Below are 18,874 nucleotides of genomic sequence, written 5' to 3'. Positions count from 1 at the left end.
CCCGGCATCTCCCAAAAAGTGTTCAATGAAAACGGGAGGCGCACGCACTTAACTTTCGGGGCAAGCCTCTATAGAAATAATTTAAATTAATGACTTCCTCAACAGAACTTGTACACCTTTCGGTACATGGGCAGCGACTCTGACTCCGGGTTCATTGATCGTCACCCAGCCCAAGCCAGAAAATACAATGTCCATTTTCTCCTCTTTGATGGAAAACTCATGTCTAACGAGCTCAGGAAATCCTTCCATCTCATCCTTTTTAGGGGGTTGAAGCATTTCACCCGCATGCTTTCTGTATAGCTCGTCTGCATTCTCTAGTTTTGTCCTGTGAATGTTCAACTCATTTGCCAAATAGCATGTGAATGACTTTCTTCCTCCCGAGAGGAAATCAAACCTTCCGAGGCCGCCAAAAAACAATGTCTGCTCCTCGTTCAGCTGAAATATCCTAGGTTTGATTTCCTTTTTGGGGGTAATCACCTTTAAGTCTGTTTTATCCACGAAATGGGCCATTTGATGATGATTGATGATTCCTGGAGTGTCAATCAATGCTTGGCCATCATCCAACGGTATTTCAATCATATCCAAAGTAGTTCCTGGAAAATGGGAGGTTGTGATAATATCTTCTTCTCCTGCAACCTCTTTGATGATTCGGTTGATAAAGGTCGATTTTCCGACATTCGTACATCCAACGACGAATACATCCTTGCCATTCCGATACGTTTCAATGGCATCTACTGCTTCCTGGATCGCTATTCCTTTTGAGGCGCTGACCAGTTTCACATCGATTGGCTTTAACCCAAGCTCTTTTGCTTCATGTTTCATCCATTGGATAAGTTTATTGCTTTTCACCGATTTCGGCAATAAATCGACTTTATTGCCGATCAATAGAATCGGATTTTTTCCGACGAACCGGTGAAGACCCGGCAGCCAGCTTCCGTTAAAATCAAAAATATCAACGACTTTCACGATTAAACTATCCGTGTTTCCCAGCTCATTCAAAATCTTTAAAAAGTCATCATCTGTCAAGGAAACATCCTGCACTTCATTATAATGCTTTAATTTAAAACACCTTTGACAAATTACTTTCTCTTTTTCCAGCGCCGACTTCGGTGCGTACCCTAACTCAGCGGGGTTTTCCGTTTGAATTTCCACGCCGCAGCCGACACATTGAATAACATCATTGCTCAAGCTTCATCCTCCCAATCTATCATGCCTCTTCTTTTGAACCAATTCATGATCCTGCGCTCTACCTGACGATTGAATTTTGTAAAGAAACCGTCGGATTTCGCAACCGGGACAACCAAAATAGTATAAAAACCGGCACGGTTGCCGCCAAGAACATCCGTCAGCAGCTGGTCCCCAATCACAACGGTTTCATCCTTCTTAATTTTCATGACATCCAATGCACGTTTGAATGCCTTGCCCATCGGCTTTCTCGCCTGAAAAATAAAAGGGATTTTCAAAGGTTCAGCAAATGCTGCCACTCTCTTTTGATTATTGTTCGAGACGACAGTAACCAAAATCCCTTGATCTTCCATTTTCTTAAACCACTCGATCAGCTTAGGTGTTGCATTCGGTCTGTCCCATTCTACCAGCGTATTATCTAAATCGGTAATAATCCCTTTAATACCGCGTCTTTTCAAATCTTCTGGATGAACATCAAAAACACTCTTAACTTGCTCGTTCGGCAAAAATTTTTTTAACAAGTGATACACCTCTTATCCATAATAACTTTTACATCATAACTAATTTTTAAGCCAGTTTCAAAATGATTCTTCATTTTTTGGGCATTTCAAAAATTACCCAAATATTTTTCGACATTATTTTACAATATCTCATGATTGTGGATAATCTTATTCACATTTTACACATTGTCCCACTAACATTTCCAATATTTATGAACAAGTTAATCACAGTTTATCCACTTTTTCCTGTGGATAACAGAACGCTTGTTCCAATAGTTTAAGTCTGATAGAGTAGGGTATACCAAGAGTAACTTACTAAATTTATGCAACGGTGTATAAAAAAGAACGGTTATATTTTTTGGAGGTGAACGTTCATGAGAAAGTTATCTGATGAATTGCTGCTCGAATCGTACTATAAAGCTAAAGAATTAAATTTAAGCCTGGACTTTATTCGCCTCATTGAATCGGAAATTCAAAGACGTGCATTGCTTCACAAAATTAAGGTCTCATCCTAAAGCTGCTGCAGATCGGAACCAGCTGAAAGGATTAACAGATAAACATAATACTCAAAGCGCAATCAATCGATATATTGTAAATAAATGCGTTTTATCCATATATGAGTCTCTGTCATTGCAGAGACTCTTTTATTTTAGCTGTTTTCGTAAAGATTGTTGTTAAAATCTTATTGCCGATTTTAACCCAAAATAAATGATTAGCGCATTAAATATAGGATCTCTTTTCTCGTTAATCACGCCATTTTATAGGTGCAACATTGCATATATAACCCTATTTTAATGGCAAAAGCAACAAAGTTTGAGAAAAGAGCTTTTCCCAAAGATTTTGTTTCGAAAAGAACCTTTATTTCAGCTTCCCGATTCTTTCCCCCACTCTTACATCATAAGGGATGCGAATGTTCTCTTCCGGAATAAATATCCCTTTTTCAAATAAAAGTACAATCGTTGAACCAAAAGAGAAATATGCAACTTCTTCTCCTTTTTTCCAATCATTATCATCCTTTACCATTTCGATCGAATTTATAAACATCGCCCCCACTTTAACAACAGCGACATGGCCGGCTTGTGTACGAATTTCCGTCACTTTGCGGAAATTCTTCGATAGAGGCTCCTTACCGTATTTTAACCCATACTTATTGACTGGATACGACTTCTGACCAAGAGAATATTGGCGGACCGCCATTCCGTCAACCGGGCTATGTATCCGGTGATAATGGGAAGGGCTTAAATATAAAACAAGAAACGTCCCGCCAATATACTTCCCTTTGATTTCCTCCTTGCCCAACATATCAGTGATTGAATATTTTTTATTTTTCACGATGATTTCCGCTTCTTCACTAATTTCCCCCATATCCTCGACTACTGCATCTACAGGGCTGACGACAGACTTATCATTCTGATCGATCGGTCGAGCCTCGGCTTGAAGTTTTCTAATGAATAAATCATGCAAGGTGTTGTATTCAGTCAATGGAAGCAGCATTTCATCTTGATTGATTTTGTACCAATCAACAAATGATGGTATGATCCATTTGCTGGACTTTGATCCTGCAAATTTTTTTATGAGACTGGAAGTGATTCTTCCATTCGTCAGTTCAATCAAGCGTTTATATATGAACGACTTCAAAATATTCCCTCCAAAATTATCTGATACCCCTTAACTTTTATGAATAATAGGCTTATAATAAAATATTATTATACAATAAATATCATAAGATGGTTCCTTTGTTTAAATTAAGGAGTGAGTTATTTGTTTTTATCCGATGTAGTTGACCAGACCATAAAGAAATTAAAATCACAAACTGCCAACCTTTTGACCTTGACCAACCTCAGTCTAGGTGGATTTGCCATCATTGCTGCCACACAGGGGCAGCTGAGTTTAAGTGTCATACTTATTTTCGTCGCTGCGCTTACCGATCGTTTTGATGGAATGGTCGCCCGAAAATTGAACATAGAATCGGAACTCGGCAAACAGCTGGATTCTATGAGTGATGTCATTTCTTTTGGTGTAGCACCGGCACTATTATTATATCAAGGAATCTTAAAGGATTTTGGTTTTCCAGGAATATTTTTCACAGTTCTCTATATCGCTTGCGGTGCTTTTCGCTTAGCAAGGTTCAACATTACGGAAAGCAACGGCTATTTCACAGGTTTGCCTATTACAGCAGCTGGCTGTCTTGCAACATTGGGATATCTATTTAATGCTGTTCTGCCTTCGCACTTATATTTGTTCATTATTATTGCGTTGTCGTTTCTAATGATTTCATCCTTTACATTGAAAAAGATATAAATAAAAGACTCGTCAAAATCGACGAGTCTTTTGTTTTTGGCTCATTTGTAAAGCTGTTTCCGCAAATATTGTTATTAAAATCCTAATGCCGATTTTAATTGTAGGCTTTGTTAATTACCGCTGTTGATTTCCGTGCAAGTCTTCACTTTTCGAGGGGGGCGGTAAGTCTCCTCACTTCGCTGCGGGGTCTCAACTGATCCGCGGATCATTCCGTCAACCTTAAGAACTCATTGACATCCTCAACACATAGTTTCAACCCATTTTCCCAGAACTCCCTTTTTGTTAAATCAACGTTCAAATGTTTCTCAGCAAGATCTTCGACCGACATTGAGCCGGTGTCACGAAGCAGCGCCATGTATTTCCCTTCATAGCCTTTCCCTTCTTCAAGCGCTTTTGCATAGATTCCAAGTGAAAACAAAAATCCAAACGTATATGGGAAATTATAAAATGGAACCCCTGTAATGAAGAAATGCAGTTTGGATGCCCAAAATAATGGGTGGTATTGCTCAAGTGAGTTTCCATAAGCCTGCTTCTGGGCTTCTTCCATCAGCTCATTCAACCTTTGCAGGCTGACAAGGCCTTCTTTCCTTTCTTCATAAAAACGGGTTTCAAAAAGGAAGCGTGCATGGATATTCATCAACAAGGCAATGCTTCTTTGAATTTTGTCCTCCAGCAGAGAAATCCTTTCATCCTTCGATTTTGCCTCCTTCACCGAAGCATCGGAGACGATCATTTCTGCAAAAGTTGAAGCTGTTTCGGCAACATTCATTGCATAATTCCGATTCAATGGATGGGTGTCTTTTAACGCGTAAGAGTGGAAAGCATGACCAAGTTCGTGAGCCAGGGTCGACACGTTGGATGGTGTACCCGAATAAGTCATGAATATCCTTGACTGCTTGGACTCAGGAAAGTATGTGCAAAACCCTCCTGGACGCTTTCCAGGGCGGTCTTCCGCTTCGATCCAGCGCTGCTCAAATGCATTTTTCGTGAATTCTGCGAGATTTTCCCCAAATTGACTGAATTGATTTGTGATAAACTCTGCACCCTCTTGATAGCTGTATGACGAATCTGCTTCACCAACAGGTGCATCAAGATCAAACCAGCTCAGCTTATCGACCCCAAGGAGCTTTGCTTTTCGCTCCAGAAACTGAACAAACGGTTCTTTAAGATCCGCAATGGCCCCCCACATTGCATCAAGGGTTTCTTTCTTCATACGGTTATAGCTCAATGGCTCTTGTAATACCTCATCCCACCCGCGCTGCTTATACACGCTTAAACGGAATCCAGCCAAGTGGTTCAACGTATTGGCAAGGTACTCTGCTTGTTCCCCCCAAGCGGTTTCCCAGTTCTCGAATACCTCTTTTCTTACATGTCTTTCACGGTCAGAAAACTTGTTTGCTGACTGGCCGACTGACAACTCCTTGCCATCGAAAGGAATGCGGATTTTACTGACAATGGTGTCATACATTTCTCCCCAGCCATGGTATCCATCAACACTTAATGCATTGATCAGCGCTTCTTGTTCTCGAGGGAGCTTTTTGGCTGCTTCCTCTCTTCTCTCATTTAAAATAAAACTCAATTCTTCAAGCTGCTCCTGTTCAAGCAGCGCCTTCCATGTTTGGTCATTGATTTTCTTCAATTTGTCATCGAGGTTTGTCAAGGCCGTTTGGAATTTTGAGCTTAGCACTGATACCTTTCCTCTTAATTCAACTGCCTTTTTATCAGAAGTATCCTGTGCCTGCAAGCAGCTTACGAACGCCCCCGCCTGCCTCATTTTTATTCCGACCAATTGGAAATTATGTATGATTTCCAGGAAGGGTTCAACCTCATATTCACTCTTGGGGATATCCCAACCTTCGATCTTCCTTTCAAAATCAGAAAGGTTCTTCTCCAATGAGTCCATATGCTCATAAAACTGTGGAGAGCTGCTTCCTCCCGTAAAAAAAACATCCAAATCCCATTTCAAAGAATATGTATCTGTTGTCAATCTAATTCCCCCTTTATCATGATATTTCCATTATATCTCCAGTTGTAAAAACATTCTAATAATTTGAACGAAGAGTGGGGGACTTGCTTAGAGGCAAAAATTATGGAAGTAAGGGTTGAGACCTGATCCGTTCTTCTCCGGCTGGTTTCGGGTCTCATACTGGATGATTGATCCGTCAATCGCAAAGGCGACCAAGCAAAAAAGGGAAACGACCAGCGTCTCCCGACCATTTAAAAACAACCTGAAAAAAACCACCAGCCGCCAAAAATCAGCAGCAGTACAAGCAATACAATCCCAAGAGCAAATAGGGCTCCGCCATAGGCAAATGGATAGCCCGGTCCACAAAATCCTGGATATCCGTACACACATATTCCTCCCTTTCTATTTCCGTACTATAAATTATGACAAATAGACAAATATGTATAGGCCAATGTAACATAGGATAAAATATATATATCAAATTTCTGAACAATATTGGGAATTTAGAATATGTTATAATAATAACTATAAATAAAAGAAAGGCGGTCGAATAGTTGAAGGTTGTCGGTATATGCAGGAAATGCAATGGTCAAGGAACCATTTCAAGAATGGGATTTTTAAAGAAAACGTGCCCTGCTTGTGAAGGCAAAGGGAAAACCAGTTTGAAATTAAGTGAAATGAAACAGGACCGTCCTATTAATTTCCCTTAATTTCTTTTTTTATGCCTTCTTTTCCCCCCCTCTACCCAAACCTCTTTTCCGGAAATAATTTCAAGTAGATTCTTATGGACCTGCACGAACTAACTCATCCAATCATAAGCATTATTTATAGGCAATAGTCCTAATTAGGGGTGAGTGAAATGTCCGGAATCTTTACTGCTTTAGGGTATTTTCTTAAAGAACTCGTCTTTTTAGTATCCTATGTGAAAAATAACGCCTTCCCCCAGCCGCTGACAGCCAGTGAAGAACGCAAGTATTTGCGCTTGATGGCAGAAGGAAACGAAGAGGCAAGAAATCTGTTGATCGAGCATAATTTAAGATTGGTCGCACACATCGTCAAAAAATTTGAGAACACAGGTGAAGATGTCGAAGACCTTATTTCAATCGGGACCATTGGATTGATCAAGGCAATCGAAAGCTACTCAGAAGGAAAAGGAACCAAACTGGCAACCTATGCCGCCAGATGCATTGAAAATGAAATCCTGATGCATCTTCGCGCCTTGAAGAAGACAAAAAAGGATGTTTCCTTGCACGATCCCATCGGTCAGGATAAGGAAGGAAATGAGATTTCATTGATCGATGTCCTAAAATCAGAGTCAGAGGATGTAATCGACACGATCCAGCTGAGCATGGAGCTTGAAAAAGTCAAAGAATACATCAGCGTGCTTGACGACAGGGAAAAAGAAGTAATCATCGGCCGATTCGGTCTGGATTTAAAAAAAGAAAAGACCCAGCGTGAAATAGCCAAGGAATTAGGGATTTCAAGGAGTTACGTATCCCGGATCGAAAAAAGGGCCCTGATGAAAATGTTCCATGAATTTTACCGTGCAGAAAAAGAAAAAAGAAATAAACTTCAAAAAGATTAAGCTTGTGCGATAATAGAAAGGGTGATGCCAAAAGCCATCGAATGAAGGCTTATTGACATCACCCTTTATTGTTCAACAATGATGACACAATATCAGATCTTCGCTACCCCAGCCTATCATGACCGTTTCACAAATACTCTCAGATAAGCAGTGAGCAGTAAAACATACAAAGACATAATTCCACCCGCCTTTTCCAGGGTCGTTATGCTGTATCTTTCTCCATCCAAATTGCATTCAGACGTTTCACTTGTATGATTGCCATGTACCATTCTCCTCTCCTATTTTTAGAAAGCATACTATTACAGCATACGGCTAAAGATTTCATGATGTTTATCACGATTTTGTTCGTAAAACTTCTTCACTGATTTTTGATGCTCCAACTCTTCGAATGATCTTTGACGTTTTTTAATCGTTACCGTCATAAATAAAATATTCAATGTCATTTATATCACCTCCTATTGGTCTAAATTCATATCCACAAAAAAACACAAGAAGACCCAGGCCTCTTGTGTTTTAAACATCAAAAAGACCGCAGAAAACTACATTCGTCCTGCGGTCGGATATGCATGATAATGTTTGATCAATTATTATGCGAACAATACCTTGGGGTAGGCCGAATATAACTTAGTATGAAATTGTATTTGTGTCAATTTGCTTTCAAACATTTTCTCCAGCCTCCTTTTGATTTTATTCACAATGGTAAGTATATCCAATTATTCATTCGTTGTAAACCCTTTTTTGGAATTTTTTTAAAATAAAAGCTTTTCACTAGCAAAAACACAATCATGTTTTGAATGTGGTAATCGGACAAAAAAACATTACAGTGTTAGAATGCTTAAATTCTTTCTTTGTTTATTTTTTAAAATTTCCTCATATGTTGATTGGAGCGGTAAGATGGGAGTCTCCTCGGAAAGCGAGCATCCCGTAGCAGAAATCAACCTTACTCAACCTTTGTTCAATAGCAACAACAATTAACAAAATCTATAAGTAAAGAAAATGACAAAAGGAATCGAGAATTCCTCTCGATTCCTTTTCTCTAAAAATTGATATTTTTATTTGTTGGCTATGTTTAAGCTTATTGTTGATTTTAGCCTGTTTCAAGCTGTTGATTGGAGCGCAAGTCCTTAGACTCCGGCGGGAAAAGCGGAGTCAGGTAGACCCCGCAGCGAAGCGAGGAGGAAATAGGCGGATGTTCGATTAAGTTCGGCCAACATCGAACGACCTCACTTCCTGTGTGGCCCGCGGAAAGCGAAGACTTGCGTGGAAATCAACAGCGCTGTTTAACAGAGCCTATTTCTTAAATAAAAATTGCTGGCCTTCCTCTGACTCCGCCAATATTTTCTTTAATTTGGTGGACTGGAAGAAGAATACGCCTGCGAATATAATCACAGCGGCAGTGCTTCCCATCAATAAATATTCTTTAACCATTGTTTTGCCGGCTGCCGGGATCACGACGCCAGCATATAAAAAAGCACTGAGTGCTAAAAGAATAAAAGCAAAACGCTTATAATCCATCATTTTCTCGTAAATTTTCTTCATGTCATTACACCTCTTCCGTGACTATTGACCTATAAATATACTGTAACATAGATATGTGTATTTTCAGGATGTAATTAAAGGGAAGACATGAAGAAAATAGTAAAGAGGATGCTCATCAGAACATCCTCTTAGTTAAGATATTATTTTTCAAGTGCTTGTTTTAAATCTTCAATCAAGTCTTCTGCATCTTCAAGACCTACTGATATCCTTACCAATCCATCTGTAATGCCTAATTCTAGGCGGCGTTCTCTTGGGATGGAAGCATGGGTCATTCTAGCAGGGACAGAAATTAAGCTTTCGACCGCTCCCAAACTTTCTGCCAAAGTAAAATACTTGACCTTGCTCAATAGCTGATCTGCTTTTTCCTCACTGCCGATATCAAATGAAATCATTCCACCAAAGCCCCTGCCTTGTTTCTTCGCTACTTCATGATTAGGATGCGAAGGAAGTCCAGGGTAATAGATTTTTTTAACAGCTGGATGCTCTTGAAGGAAGTCGATGATTTTTCTCGTATTTTCCTCATGCTCTTCCATCCGGACGCCCAATGTTTTGATTCCACGGATCAATAGCCATGAATCCTGCGGCCCTAAAACTCCGCCTGTTGAATTTTGGATGAAATGAAGATCTGAAGCCAGTTCCTCGGAATTGACGACGACAAGTCCTGCTACTACATCACTATGGCCGCCTAAATATTTTGTTGCACTATGCAGGACAATATCAGCCCCATTTTCAATCGGATTTTGCCAATATGGTGTGCTGAACGTGTTATCGACAATCGTTAATAGGTCGTGATTTTTTGCAATGCGTGCCGCTTCTTCTACATCCGTTACTTTCAGCAATGGATTAGTCGGTGTTTCAATATATACCGCCTTCGTATTGGAGCGGATTTCTTTTTCAATGTTGCCCGGGTTGCTTGTATCGACGAATGTCGAAGAAATCCCCAGGCGATTCAATACTTTTGTCATGACGCGATAAGTCCCGCCGTATACATCATCCGTCAGGATCACATGATCACCGCTGTCGAACATCATCATGATTGCCGTAATGGCGGCCATTCCGGAACCGAAGGCAAACCCTGCTTTGCCGCCTTCCAAATCTTTGATCAACTCTTCCAGAGCATTTCGGGTCGGATTTCCGGTCCTGGAATATTCATATCCTTTAAAATTGCCTACACCATCTTGTTTGTACGTACTTACTTGATAAATAGGAAAGGATACCGCACCTGTTTGAGGATCATTGGAAATCCCGCCGTGGATCAATTGTGTTTTTTTACGCATCTATATCCCGCCTTCATAAATTTTTTTACTTAAATAGCGTTCACTTGAATCAGGGAAAATCGTCACTATATTTGTGCCCGCTTTTGCTTTTCCTGCTTCAAGCAGTGCGGCATGCAGCGCCGCCCCTGATGAACTGCCTACAAGCAGTCCTTCCTTAGAAGCTAATTGCTTCACTCTTTCGAAAGCATCCTCATCGGAAATTGTGTGGATGGCATCGAAATAATCCGTATTCATATAGCCAGGAAGAAATTCCATACCGATCCCCTCCGTTTTATGAGGACCAGACTTTCCTCCATTAAGGATGGATCCTTCTGGTTCTACGATCACCGTCTTAATCCCGGAATCCTTCTCCTTCAGGAAATTGGCAGTTCCCATGAAGGTTCCGCCTGTTCCAGCTCCGGCAACGAACATATGGACTTGTCCATCCAGCTGTCTCCAGATTTCCGGCCCCAGCGTCTTATAATAAGTTTCGGGATTAGCCGGGTTGCCAAACTGCTGTGGACAATAAGCATTCGGGATTTCACTCAACAGCTGCTTAGCCCTTTCAATTGCCCCCTTCATTCCTAGATGAGTGGGGGTTTGAACAACCTCTGCCCCGAGCGCTTTCATCAGCTCTTGCTTTTCCATGCTGAATTTCTCCGGAACACAGAACATCACGTTGACACCGCTATTGACTGCCGCCAGCGCCAATCCGATCCCTGTGTTCCCTGCTGTGGGCTCAATGATCGTCCCACCGTGAGAAATTTTGCCTGATTTCAGCGCTTCTTGCAATAGCTCGACCCCAAGTCGATCCTTTATGCTTCCACCAGGGTTTAAAAACTCCAGCTTCGCAAATAGCCGGACCCCTTCCGGCATGTTAAAATGAGTGATTTCCATCATCGGCGTGCGACCGATCAACTCATGTACATTTTTGTAAACATCCATTCCACATCCCCCTTAGTTATATGACCTATTATTTCAGAGAAGATACAATCTTCATGACTAAGTTTGCAGAATGCAATGCGGCTTTTTCTAAAAATTGCTCAAAGGAAACATCTGATTCTTTCCCGGCGATATCCGAGAGGGAACGAATCACGACAAATGGGACACCGAATTGATAAGCCACTTGGGCAATCGCAGCAGCCTCCATTTCAACTGCTTGCAATTCGACAAATTTCCCTTTTATATACTCGACACGGACTGGATCATTCATGAAAGAGTCACCTGTTGCAATCAGCCCTTTTACAACCTTTGCTTCCGTAGTTTCCTTAGCTGCATCTTCAGCAACCTGCATAAGCTTGGCATCTGCTGTAAATCCTGCAGGCAATTGCGGCACTTGCCCATATTCATAGCCGAAGGCTGTTACATCGACGTCATGGTGGCGCACCTCAGTTGAAATCACGACGTCGCCTACATTCAGGTCAGGATTGAGGCCGCCTGCTGATCCTGTATTGATCACAGCATCAGGTTTGAACCTTTCCAACAATACAGCCGTTGACATCGCAGCATTCACTTTCCCAATGCCCGAGCGAAGGAGAACAACATCCACTCCGTTCATTTTTCCTGTCGTATATTCACAGCCTGCTGCCGTTTCAACAGCAGGATCCGTTATTTCATTTCTTAATAAAGCTACTTCTTCTTCCATTGCTCCTATAATTGCTACCTTCATTGATGATACCTCTTTCTATTTTTTGATTGCTTCCATCACCCAAACAAATTCGTTGCATCGACTGAAAGAAATGGAAAAACCATTCTTTTCTCCAATTTCTGTCAATGCTGGAATCGTCGTATAATACTCTCGCTGCAGATCTTCCGCCAAATTATTAAATTGGTTATCGAGTGCCTTTTGAATGGCTGCATCATGCGCATCTTTCGTTTCATACATCGTATCTGCAAAAACTATTTTACCACCTTTTTGGAGCAAAGAGCCATAGATTGCAAACGCCTCTTCTTTCTCTTCATCTGTTAAATGATGAAAGGCATACGTGCTTACAATTGTATCAACGTTTTCAGGGATATCAAATTGAAGGAAGTCCCCATCAATGACGACAGCAGCATCCGCTACTTTTTTCTCACCGATGGCCCGCATTTCCTTGGATGGTTCAACTCCAATGACGTTTAAACCTTTTTGAATAAGCTTCAACGTCAAGTTTCCTGTCCCCATCCCGAATTCCAACACTGTACCGAAGGATTTTTCAGCAACGGTATTCAATATTTGCTCATAATATTCAAAGACCTTTTTATATTCAGCATCATGACCAGTGACTGAATCATCGTAAGACTCCGCCCAATCTTGGAATAAATCTAAAAATTCACGTCCCATGAATGTTCTCCCCCACTAATTTATATAATTCCTATCAGTATAGTATGAATTAATTTAAAAACTGTTAATACTCTAACATAACTCTTGGAATCAATCAATAAAATAGTTCTTGATGTGTACTGCTTAGGGCCATTAAAATATAGCCATAGGTAGAAGGAGGAAGGATTATGAACTTTCATTTTGATATGATCGAAGATAAAGTTGAATTTTTTGAGGCTCAAGATCTTACTGGCCTAGAAAAGAAAATCAATGAACAGATCGAGCATAATAAAGCCATTATGCTCCAAGTGCATCATGTCGGCCATCAAATGCATGTGGATGCAGATGGCAGGAAATTTTATTCGGCAGTGGTGCACTTTAAGCTAAAAAAAGGCTGAACCGGACCAGCCTTCACAATTCCAAATATAAGAGTAAAGGATGGCCCCAATCAAGGGGCCATCCTTTGTTTATCCTATGATCCAGGCAGGATCATCCTTTATCATTTTGCTTCAGTTGCTGAACTTTCGTCGGTTTCCAGCCGGCTCCATCTTCCCATGTAATGAAGACACGGTAAATTTTGCTTTGATCCTTTGAGGTTACGGTCGCGATGGCATCTTTGGCTGGATCACTGCCGTGTTCAACGTACCAAACCGTCATATCACCTTGCGGAAGTCCCGTTGCGTAAGAAACGGCCTTGATTTTCTCATTCCAATCAACGGTCCCCTTGTCCCATGAAGATTCGTGAGCGCCTGACTGCTCGGTTCCCACCGCGCTCCAATCAGGGTTTTCGTACGTCTTTTCGACATTTGGGTCACCGCTGTCATCTTGTACTTCATTCGCTTTTCCTAAATCTGCTGAAGATTGATCCTTTTGATCATCCTCTTTTGATTGTTTATCGGAATCACCTTGAGATTCTGAGTCTTTTTTATCTTTATCAGCACTATCCTTGCTGCTGTCCTGGCTGCTTTTATCATTGTTTTTCCCTTGGGGTTCGCTTTGTTTCTGGTGAGTACTTGCCGTTTTTTCCTGGGGCTCGTCCTTTTTGCCGCCAAGAAAAATTTTGCCTCCTACAATTAAAATCAAAATGATCACTATAATTATCAATGTATTTAATATTATATTCGTTTTGCGGCGCTTCGCTCTGTTTGAAGAGCGGGAGCCGTATGAATTATAATCATTTGGCATGCCTTTCCCTCCATTTCATTGTCAATATCATACCATGATATTATATTTACATGAAGGAATTTATCACATTTTCTTCTCATTGGAAAGCGCCTCAAGCACTCCTTTACTGGATTGATCATATATCATTTGTACTAAATCAGAGAAAATTGGATTTATGCCCCCCTCATTCTCTTTTACCCCTAAATTAACAACGACTAGTGAGTACTTAGGCTTGTCATATGGAAAATAGCCTGCAAACCATTTGTTGTATGAATCGCCATTGCCTGTTTGTGCTGTACCGGATTTTCCGGAAACCTGCACTGGAAGCGTCTGAAAGCTCTTTCCTGTCCCCTTATTGCCCGTTACGACTTTACGAAGAAGCTGCTGCAGCTTCATGGCTGTAAAAGGTGAAATCACTTCACCCTCTGCTTGCTTTGATGGAAAGTCTATCATATTGGTGCCGTTTTGATACTCTATGGCAGAAACCACTTTGGCCATTTTCTTCTCCCCGCCTCTCGCAATCGTCGCCATCATATTTGCCACACCTAGCGGAGTCACGCTTACGTCTTTTTGGCCTATCCCGGTTTGTGCCACAAAATTATGGTCCTTTTTATTGGACTCCGAAATAAATATCCTTCCATTATCCATTGCAAGCTGATGAAAGTCAGACAAATGATAGATATCGCCATGCCAGCCGATATCACCGATTAGACCGAGCTTTTCTGCAAAACTCTCGATAGCCCCCTGATCATTGTCCATCACCCTGTTGGCCAATCCTCCAAAAGTGCGATTGCAGCTTTGCGAAAAGCTTTCCTCAAAATTCAAGGTTCCCAGATTACGCTTAGCAGGCTTCCCATACAAATCTAAATCACAAGGAAATGTTTCTTCAGATGTTACCAGCCCTTTCTCGATGGCAGCAGCTGCAACGACCGTTTTAAACACTGATCCAGGCGTTTCCTGAGTCAGCATATAATTGACAGACCCATGATTTTTATAAGGATCACTCGGATTTCGATCAGGCATGGAAGCCATCGCCAACACATCCCCTGTTTCAATATCCAGCAATACCGCCCCTCCTTTTTGGACATTATCCTTTCGGAGAACTTCTTCCATTCCTTTTTGAAGACTTGAATGGATGGTTGTCCGAATATTGACCGGGTAATATGGATTGGCAGGCTCGATATATTTCACTTGATTTCCAAATAACGGTTTGCCTTCCCCATCGACATGATAGATGAGCTTTGCCTCACCATCCGGAAGCAGGAATTCATCGAAAGTCTTTTGGAGACCCGTTGCACCAATAGGTGGAATATCAATATCTTTTCGATCGGGATATAACTCTTTATACACTTTTTTATTTTTTGAGGTGAATCCGATCAAGTCCTCTGCTAAATTTTCTTTACTGGCGAAAGATTTTTTCACCGCAAATAACCCCGGGATTTTCAAGTCATTAATTGAGTTCACCTGTGTTGAATTTAATTCTATAGGGTGTTTCCCCCCATAGATAAATGGTTTTGTTGCTGAATGGATGGACCCTTCCAATTCTGCTTGTGAAATATTTAAAATCCTTGCGACTTCATCGACTTTCCAAGTTGTATTCTTTAAAAAGGGAAACAGGACAAGTACATTCTTATCTTCATAAGATAATGGCTTTCCGGTGGAATCCAAAAACTGTCCCCTCCCATTATTCAGCACCAATTCCTGTGTCCGCTGCGCTACAGATTCTTCAATTAGATTAATATGATGCTTGGAATAGTTTTCTGTGTTGAGCAGTTGAATTGAGCTCAGCCTCCAGATCAGTACACTAATGCCAAAAACGATGCCGATGCCCAGTGCATAATACCTTTTTGTCCGCATATAAAAAACACCTCATCATCATTTTTGACGAATTTGGTGAATATTAGTCAATTCGAAGATGGCACGAAAAAAGAGACCGGGAAATGTCCCAGTCTCTTTTAGTTCAATTACTGTACGTTTGTTATTTTAACGGACATTTCTCCGCCTGGAGTTTGAACCGTTACTTTGTCATTGATTTTATGGCCAAGCAGGCTTTTTGCGATCGGGGAATCATTGGAAATCTTCCCTTCAAATGGATCAGCTTCTGCACTACCCACAATTGTATACGTTTCTTCCTCTCCGTCAGGGAGCTCGATAAATGTAACTGATTTACCAAGGGAAACCGTATCAGAGTTCATTTCATCTTCTTGGATGATTTTGGCATTACGGATCATGTTTTCCAAAGTTGTGATTCTGCCTTCAACGAAAGCTTGTTCTTCTTTCGCTGAATCATACTCAGAGTTTTCGGAAAGATCCCCAAAGCTTCGAGCGATTTTTATTCTCTCGACAACTTCTTTTCGCTTTACGGATTTCAATTGTTCTAATTCATTTTCCAGCTTTGCTTTTCCTTCTTTGGTCATTGGATATACTTTTTCTGTACTCAAAACCCTTCACTCCTTCTTAATTCAGAACCAACAGGTCCACTATGTAGTCTTGCATCATGTCATTGGGATAAATCAGAGCGCGTCCTTTATCAGGGCGCGCATGAATGAGCAAATAATGATAATCACTACTATATTTTTATCTATGTTATCGTATTACAAAAATGACTTTAATTCAAGAATTGTTTGAATTTTTGTTACCATTAAATCGACTGCGACATGATTATGCCCGCCCTCTGGAATGATGATATCCGCGTACCGTTTCGTAGGCTCGATAAACTGATTGTGCATAGGCCTTACGACATTGATATATTGTTCGATGACTGAGTCAATCGTTCTGCCCCTTTCTTTCATATCACGGAGGAGCCTCCTGATGATCCGCAAATCCGCATCGGTATCGACATAAAGCTTAATATCCATTAAGTTGCGCAATCTTTCATCTTCTAATACTAAGATTCCTTCTAAAATGATAACATCTTTTGGCTCGACATGTATAACTTCATCAGATCTTGTGTGAATCGTATAATCATACACCGGCTTATCGACCGCTTTATATTCCAATAAACTCTTTAAATGCTCGATTAATAAATCATTATCAAATGCAAGCGGATGGTCATAATTCGTTTTCAGCCTTTCCTCGAATGGAAGGTGGGACTGATCCTTATAGTAGTAGTCCTGTTCAATCATCATGATGGAATGACCTTTAAAATGATCGTAAATCGCTTTTGTTACACTGGTCTTTCCGGATCCGGATCCACCAGCCACTCCAATAACTATCGGTTTTCGCGGCTCCATGGTTCTAATAGTTCTCCTTTCGCATCATGTTATTAGGATTTAACGGGCGTTCAACCTTGAACTTTACAATTTGCAGCGGATGACGTGCGGCATCCAGCTCATTGTCTGTTTCATCCCAAATCACATCGACGATTTGCTTGAAATTTTCAATATCAGGACCGAAGAATTCCACTTCATCACCCGGTTTGAAAAAATTCCTTTGCTGAAGTGTCACCATTTGATTTTCATTGTCATACGACAGCACTAATCCAGCAAACTCTGCTTTCGCTTGTTTTTTTTCATGGACTCCGAACATCTGCTCTTGGAATCCAGGAACACCTTCAAAAAAGGCTGATGCCGTTTCACGGTTTGCACACTTGTCCAATTCTTCCAGCCATTCTTTCTTTATTACGAAGTTATCGGGATCTGCGCAATAGGCGTCAATGACTTTCCGATACACACTGACCACTGTGGCCACATAATGGATCGATTTCATGCGGCCTTCGATTTTTAAACTATCAATCCCGAGATCGATCATTTTCGGAATCGATTCAACAAGTTTCAAATCTTTCGGGCTCATGGCAAAAGGAGCATCTTCTCCAGAAAACAGAGCTTTCTCTGCATCACCTGATGTTTTATACAGATCGTAGTCCCAACGGCAGGATTGGCAGCAGCCCCCACGGTTTGAATCTCGTGCTGTCATGTGATTGCTCAAGGTACAGCGGCCGGAATAGGCTATGCACATGGCTCCGTGAATAAAGGTTTCGATTTCAATATTCACTTTTTCTTTCATTTCCTGAATTTCTTCACCACTAGTTTCCCTTGCCAAGACGACGCGGTCAAGCCCTTCTTCCTTCCAAAATTGAACCGCCTTCCAATTGGATAAGGATTGTTGGGTGCTTAAATGAATTTCTACTTTTGGGGCTACTTTTTTGCATGTTTCAATGATCAGAGGATCTGCGACGATTATGCCCGCTACCCCGGCATCCTGGAGGCCTCGCAAATATTCTTCAAGGCCTTCCATGTTTTCATTATGGGCATAAATATTTGTGGTTACATAGATTTTAGCCCCATACATTTCAGCAAACTCTACACCTTCTTTCATTTGTTCAAGTGTAAAGTTACCAGCATTTGAACGCAGTCCGAACTCTTGCCCGCCAATGTAGACTGCATCAGCTCCATAATGGACCGCAATTTTTAATTTTTCCAAGTTCCCTGCAGGCGCTAGCAGTTCAGGCTTTTTTACGATTACCCGCCTGCCGTCAACCAATTTTGATATTTTATCCTGCTTGAGAGCAGTCATTGTCTACTCCTCCTTCAAGAGAGTTGTATTGATGATTTCTTTGAAAAAGCCAGCTCCGGCGGCTAGAGGCTGTGAGATTTCCCTCAGCACGCTTACGATAAGTCAACATCAAAAGGCTTTCGCCTTTTGTGTTTCCTTTATCTCCGACGTACAGGATGTACTAGCAAAGGCCTTGCCACAGGACTTGGCGCCCTTAGCCTTTGATCCTTATAGATCAGTCCAATCTCTTCGCCTCTGTTCAAGGCGCCTGCGCTTTTCTTTTTGTCCAGCTCCGGCGCCTATCGACTAGCAGACTTCAGAATACTTCCCTACGATAAGTCATCATCGAATCGCTCCGCTCTTCGAGATTCCTTTATCTCAGTCAGTATTCTTCCAGTCTGTACGTCGATGTTCAAGGCGCCTGCGCTTTTCTTTTTGTCCAGCTCCGGCGCCTATCGACTAGCAGACTTCAGAATACTTCCCTACGATAAGTCATCATCGAATCGCTCCGCTCTTCGAGATTCCTTTATCTCAGTCAGTATTCTTCCAGTCTGTACGTCGATGTTCAAGGCGCCTGCGCTT

Annotated in this window: 20 protein-coding genes; 4 read left to right on the top strand and 16 right to left on the bottom strand. The window is 41.3% G+C overall.

The window, feature by feature from the left end:
* Nucleotides 1-81 precede the first annotated feature (81 nt).
* Complete coding sequence (yqeH, locus tag D9X91_RS01805; protein ID WP_121678838.1) at nt 82-1,188, bottom strand: ribosome biogenesis GTPase YqeH; 1,107 nt, start codon at nt 1,186-1,188, stop codon at nt 82-84.
* Nucleotides 1,185-1,706: a YqeG family HAD IIIA-type phosphatase gene (locus D9X91_RS01800; protein WP_121678837.1), complete on the bottom strand. Its 522-nt coding sequence runs from the start codon at nt 1,704-1,706 to the stop codon at nt 1,185-1,187. The genes yqeH and D9X91_RS01800 overlap by 4 nt, the downstream gene beginning before the upstream one ends.
* A 353-nt stretch (nt 1,707-2,059) precedes the next feature.
* Between D9X91_RS01800 and D9X91_RS01795 the strand changes: the two genes are divergently transcribed.
* On the top strand, nt 2,060-2,200 hold the full coding sequence (locus D9X91_RS01795) for a sporulation histidine kinase inhibitor Sda (RefSeq protein ID WP_121678836.1): 141 nt from the start codon (nt 2,060-2,062) through the stop codon (nt 2,198-2,200).
* A gap of 343 nt (nt 2,201-2,543) precedes the next feature.
* Here D9X91_RS01795 and D9X91_RS01790 read toward each other — a convergent pair whose 3' ends face one another.
* Complete coding sequence (locus tag D9X91_RS01790; protein ID WP_121678835.1) at nt 2,544-3,323, bottom strand: phosphatidylserine decarboxylase; 780 nt, start codon at nt 3,321-3,323, stop codon at nt 2,544-2,546.
* Nucleotides 3,324-3,446: 123 nt separating this feature from the next.
* Between D9X91_RS01790 and pssA the strand changes: the two genes are divergently transcribed.
* Nucleotides 3,447-3,986 carry a CDP-diacylglycerol--serine O-phosphatidyltransferase gene (pssA, locus tag D9X91_RS01785; protein ID WP_121678834.1) on the top strand — a complete coding sequence of 180 codons (540 nt, stop codon included), beginning with the start codon at nt 3,447-3,449 and terminating at the stop codon, nt 3,984-3,986.
* Between the two features lie 205 nt (nt 3,987-4,191).
* Here the strand turns inward: pssA and D9X91_RS01780 are convergent, their stop codons facing one another.
* The gene (locus D9X91_RS01780) at nt 4,192-5,973 is read right to left on the bottom strand and encodes a M3 family oligoendopeptidase (protein ID WP_121678833.1); all 1,782 of its coding nucleotides are present in this window, start codon (nt 5,971-5,973) and stop codon (nt 4,192-4,194) included.
* 230 nt (nt 5,974-6,203) lie between these two features.
* Nucleotides 6,204-6,338, bottom strand: a complete 135-nt coding sequence (locus D9X91_RS22980) for a hypothetical protein (RefSeq protein ID WP_267900795.1) — start codon at nt 6,336-6,338, stop codon at nt 6,204-6,206.
* 473 nt (nt 6,339-6,811) lie between these two features.
* On the opposite strand from D9X91_RS22980, the gene sigK reads away from it, so the two are divergent.
* Nucleotides 6,812-7,537 (top strand): RNA polymerase sporulation sigma factor SigK, encoded by a 726-nt coding sequence (sigK, locus tag D9X91_RS01775; protein ID WP_121678832.1) that lies wholly within the window; start codon nt 6,812-6,814, stop codon nt 7,535-7,537.
* 299 nt (nt 7,538-7,836) lie between these two features.
* Here sigK and D9X91_RS01770 read toward each other — a convergent pair whose 3' ends face one another.
* From D9X91_RS01770 to D9X91_RS01745, 6 genes are all read right to left on the bottom strand, one after another.
* Complete coding sequence (locus tag D9X91_RS01770) at nt 7,837-7,980, bottom strand: YrzI family small protein (protein ID WP_121678831.1); 144 nt, start codon at nt 7,978-7,980, stop codon at nt 7,837-7,839.
* Between the two features lie 847 nt (nt 7,981-8,827).
* The gene (locus D9X91_RS01765; RefSeq protein WP_121678830.1) at nt 8,828-9,076 is read right to left on the bottom strand and encodes a YrhC family protein; all 249 of its coding nucleotides are present in this window, start codon (nt 9,074-9,076) and stop codon (nt 8,828-8,830) included.
* Between the two features lie 140 nt (nt 9,077-9,216).
* Entirely contained in the window at nt 9,217-10,353 is a 1,137-nt protein-coding gene (locus D9X91_RS01760) for a bifunctional cystathionine gamma-lyase/homocysteine desulfhydrase (RefSeq protein ID WP_121678829.1), read from the bottom strand.
* A complete protein-coding gene (locus D9X91_RS01755; protein ID WP_121678828.1) occupies nt 10,354-11,277 on the bottom strand; it encodes a PLP-dependent cysteine synthase family protein in 924 nt (307 codons plus the stop codon).
* A 28-nt stretch (nt 11,278-11,305) separates the two neighbouring features.
* Entirely contained in the window at nt 11,306-12,001 is a 696-nt protein-coding gene (gene mtnN / locus D9X91_RS01750) for a 5'-methylthioadenosine/S-adenosylhomocysteine nucleosidase (protein ID WP_121678827.1), read from the bottom strand.
* Between the two features lie 15 nt (nt 12,002-12,016).
* Nucleotides 12,017-12,655: a class I SAM-dependent DNA methyltransferase gene (locus D9X91_RS01745; RefSeq protein WP_121678826.1), complete on the bottom strand. Its 639-nt coding sequence runs from the start codon at nt 12,653-12,655 to the stop codon at nt 12,017-12,019.
* A gap of 167 nt (nt 12,656-12,822) precedes the next feature.
* Here D9X91_RS01745 and D9X91_RS01740 point away from each other — a divergent pair, with 167 nt between their 5' ends.
* Entirely contained in the window at nt 12,823-13,032 is a 210-nt protein-coding gene (locus D9X91_RS01740; RefSeq protein WP_121678825.1) for a YrzA family protein, read from the top strand.
* Between the two features lie 91 nt (nt 13,033-13,123).
* Here the strand turns inward: D9X91_RS01740 and D9X91_RS01735 are convergent, their stop codons facing one another.
* From D9X91_RS01735 to D9X91_RS01715, 5 genes are all read right to left on the bottom strand, one after another.
* Nucleotides 13,124-13,819, bottom strand: a complete 696-nt coding sequence (locus D9X91_RS01735; protein WP_121678824.1) for a YrrS family protein — start codon at nt 13,817-13,819, stop codon at nt 13,124-13,126.
* Nucleotides 13,820-13,882: 63 nt separating this feature from the next.
* Nucleotides 13,883-15,655, bottom strand: coding sequence for a peptidoglycan D,D-transpeptidase FtsI family protein (locus D9X91_RS01730; RefSeq protein ID WP_121678823.1), 1,773 nt, complete (start codon nt 15,653-15,655; stop codon nt 13,883-13,885).
* Between the two features lie 107 nt (nt 15,656-15,762).
* Complete coding sequence (gene greA / locus D9X91_RS01725; protein WP_121678822.1) at nt 15,763-16,239, bottom strand: transcription elongation factor GreA; 477 nt, start codon at nt 16,237-16,239, stop codon at nt 15,763-15,765.
* A gap of 153 nt (nt 16,240-16,392) precedes the next feature.
* Nucleotides 16,393-17,031, bottom strand: a complete 639-nt coding sequence (gene udk, locus D9X91_RS01720; RefSeq protein WP_121678821.1) for a uridine kinase — start codon at nt 17,029-17,031, stop codon at nt 16,393-16,395.
* Nucleotides 17,032-17,035: 4 nt separating this feature from the next.
* A complete protein-coding gene (locus tag D9X91_RS01715) occupies nt 17,036-18,313 on the bottom strand; it encodes a peptidase U32 family protein (RefSeq protein WP_121678820.1) in 1,278 nt (425 codons plus the stop codon).
* Between the last annotated feature and the right edge of the window lie 561 nt (nt 18,314-18,874).

It is taken from the genome of Falsibacillus albus, assembly GCF_003668575.1.
GTDB classification, from domain to species: domain Bacteria; phylum Bacillota; class Bacilli; order Bacillales; family DSM-25281; genus Falsibacillus; species Falsibacillus albus.
This window is presented reverse-complemented; position numbering and strand designations above follow the sequence as displayed.

Bases quoted from the DNA above. Each gene is read 5' to 3' on its own strand.
- D9X91_RS01740 (WP_121678825.1), top strand. From the start codon at position 12,823: ATGAACTTTCATTTTGATATGATCGAAGATAAAGTTGAATTTTTTGAG.
- D9X91_RS01730 (WP_121678823.1), bottom strand. From the start codon at position 15,655: ATGCGGACAAAAAGGTATTATGCACTGGGCATCGGCATCGTTTTTGGC.
- D9X91_RS01795 (WP_121678836.1), top strand. From the start codon at position 2,060: ATGAGAAAGTTATCTGATGAATTGCTGCTCGAATCGTACTATAAAGCT.
- D9X91_RS01735 (WP_121678824.1), bottom strand. From the start codon at position 13,819: ATGCCAAATGATTATAATTCATACGGCTCCCGCTCTTCAAACAGAGCG.
- D9X91_RS01760 (WP_121678829.1), bottom strand. From the start codon at position 10,353: ATGCGTAAAAAAACACAATTGATCCACGGCGGGATTTCCAATGATCCT.
- D9X91_RS01770 (WP_121678831.1), bottom strand. From the start codon at position 7,980: ATGACATTGAATATTTTATTTATGACGGTAACGATTAAAAAACGTCAA.
- D9X91_RS01745 (WP_121678826.1), bottom strand. From the start codon at position 12,655: ATGGGACGTGAATTTTTAGATTTATTCCAAGATTGGGCGGAGTCTTAC.
- D9X91_RS01755 (WP_121678828.1), bottom strand. From the start codon at position 11,277: ATGGATGTTTACAAAAATGTACATGAGTTGATCGGTCGCACGCCGATG.
- sigK (WP_121678832.1), top strand. From the start codon at position 6,812: ATGTCCGGAATCTTTACTGCTTTAGGGTATTTTCTTAAAGAACTCGTC.
- D9X91_RS01715 (WP_121678820.1), bottom strand. From the start codon at position 18,313: ATGACTGCTCTCAAGCAGGATAAAATATCAAAATTGGTTGACGGCAGG.
- mtnN (WP_121678827.1), bottom strand. From the start codon at position 12,001: ATGAAGGTAGCAATTATAGGAGCAATGGAAGAAGAAGTAGCTTTATTA.
- D9X91_RS01765 (WP_121678830.1), bottom strand. From the start codon at position 9,076: ATGAAGAAAATTTACGAGAAAATGATGGATTATAAGCGTTTTGCTTTT.
- udk (WP_121678821.1), bottom strand. From the start codon at position 17,031: ATGGAGCCGCGAAAACCGATAGTTATTGGAGTGGCTGGTGGATCCGGA.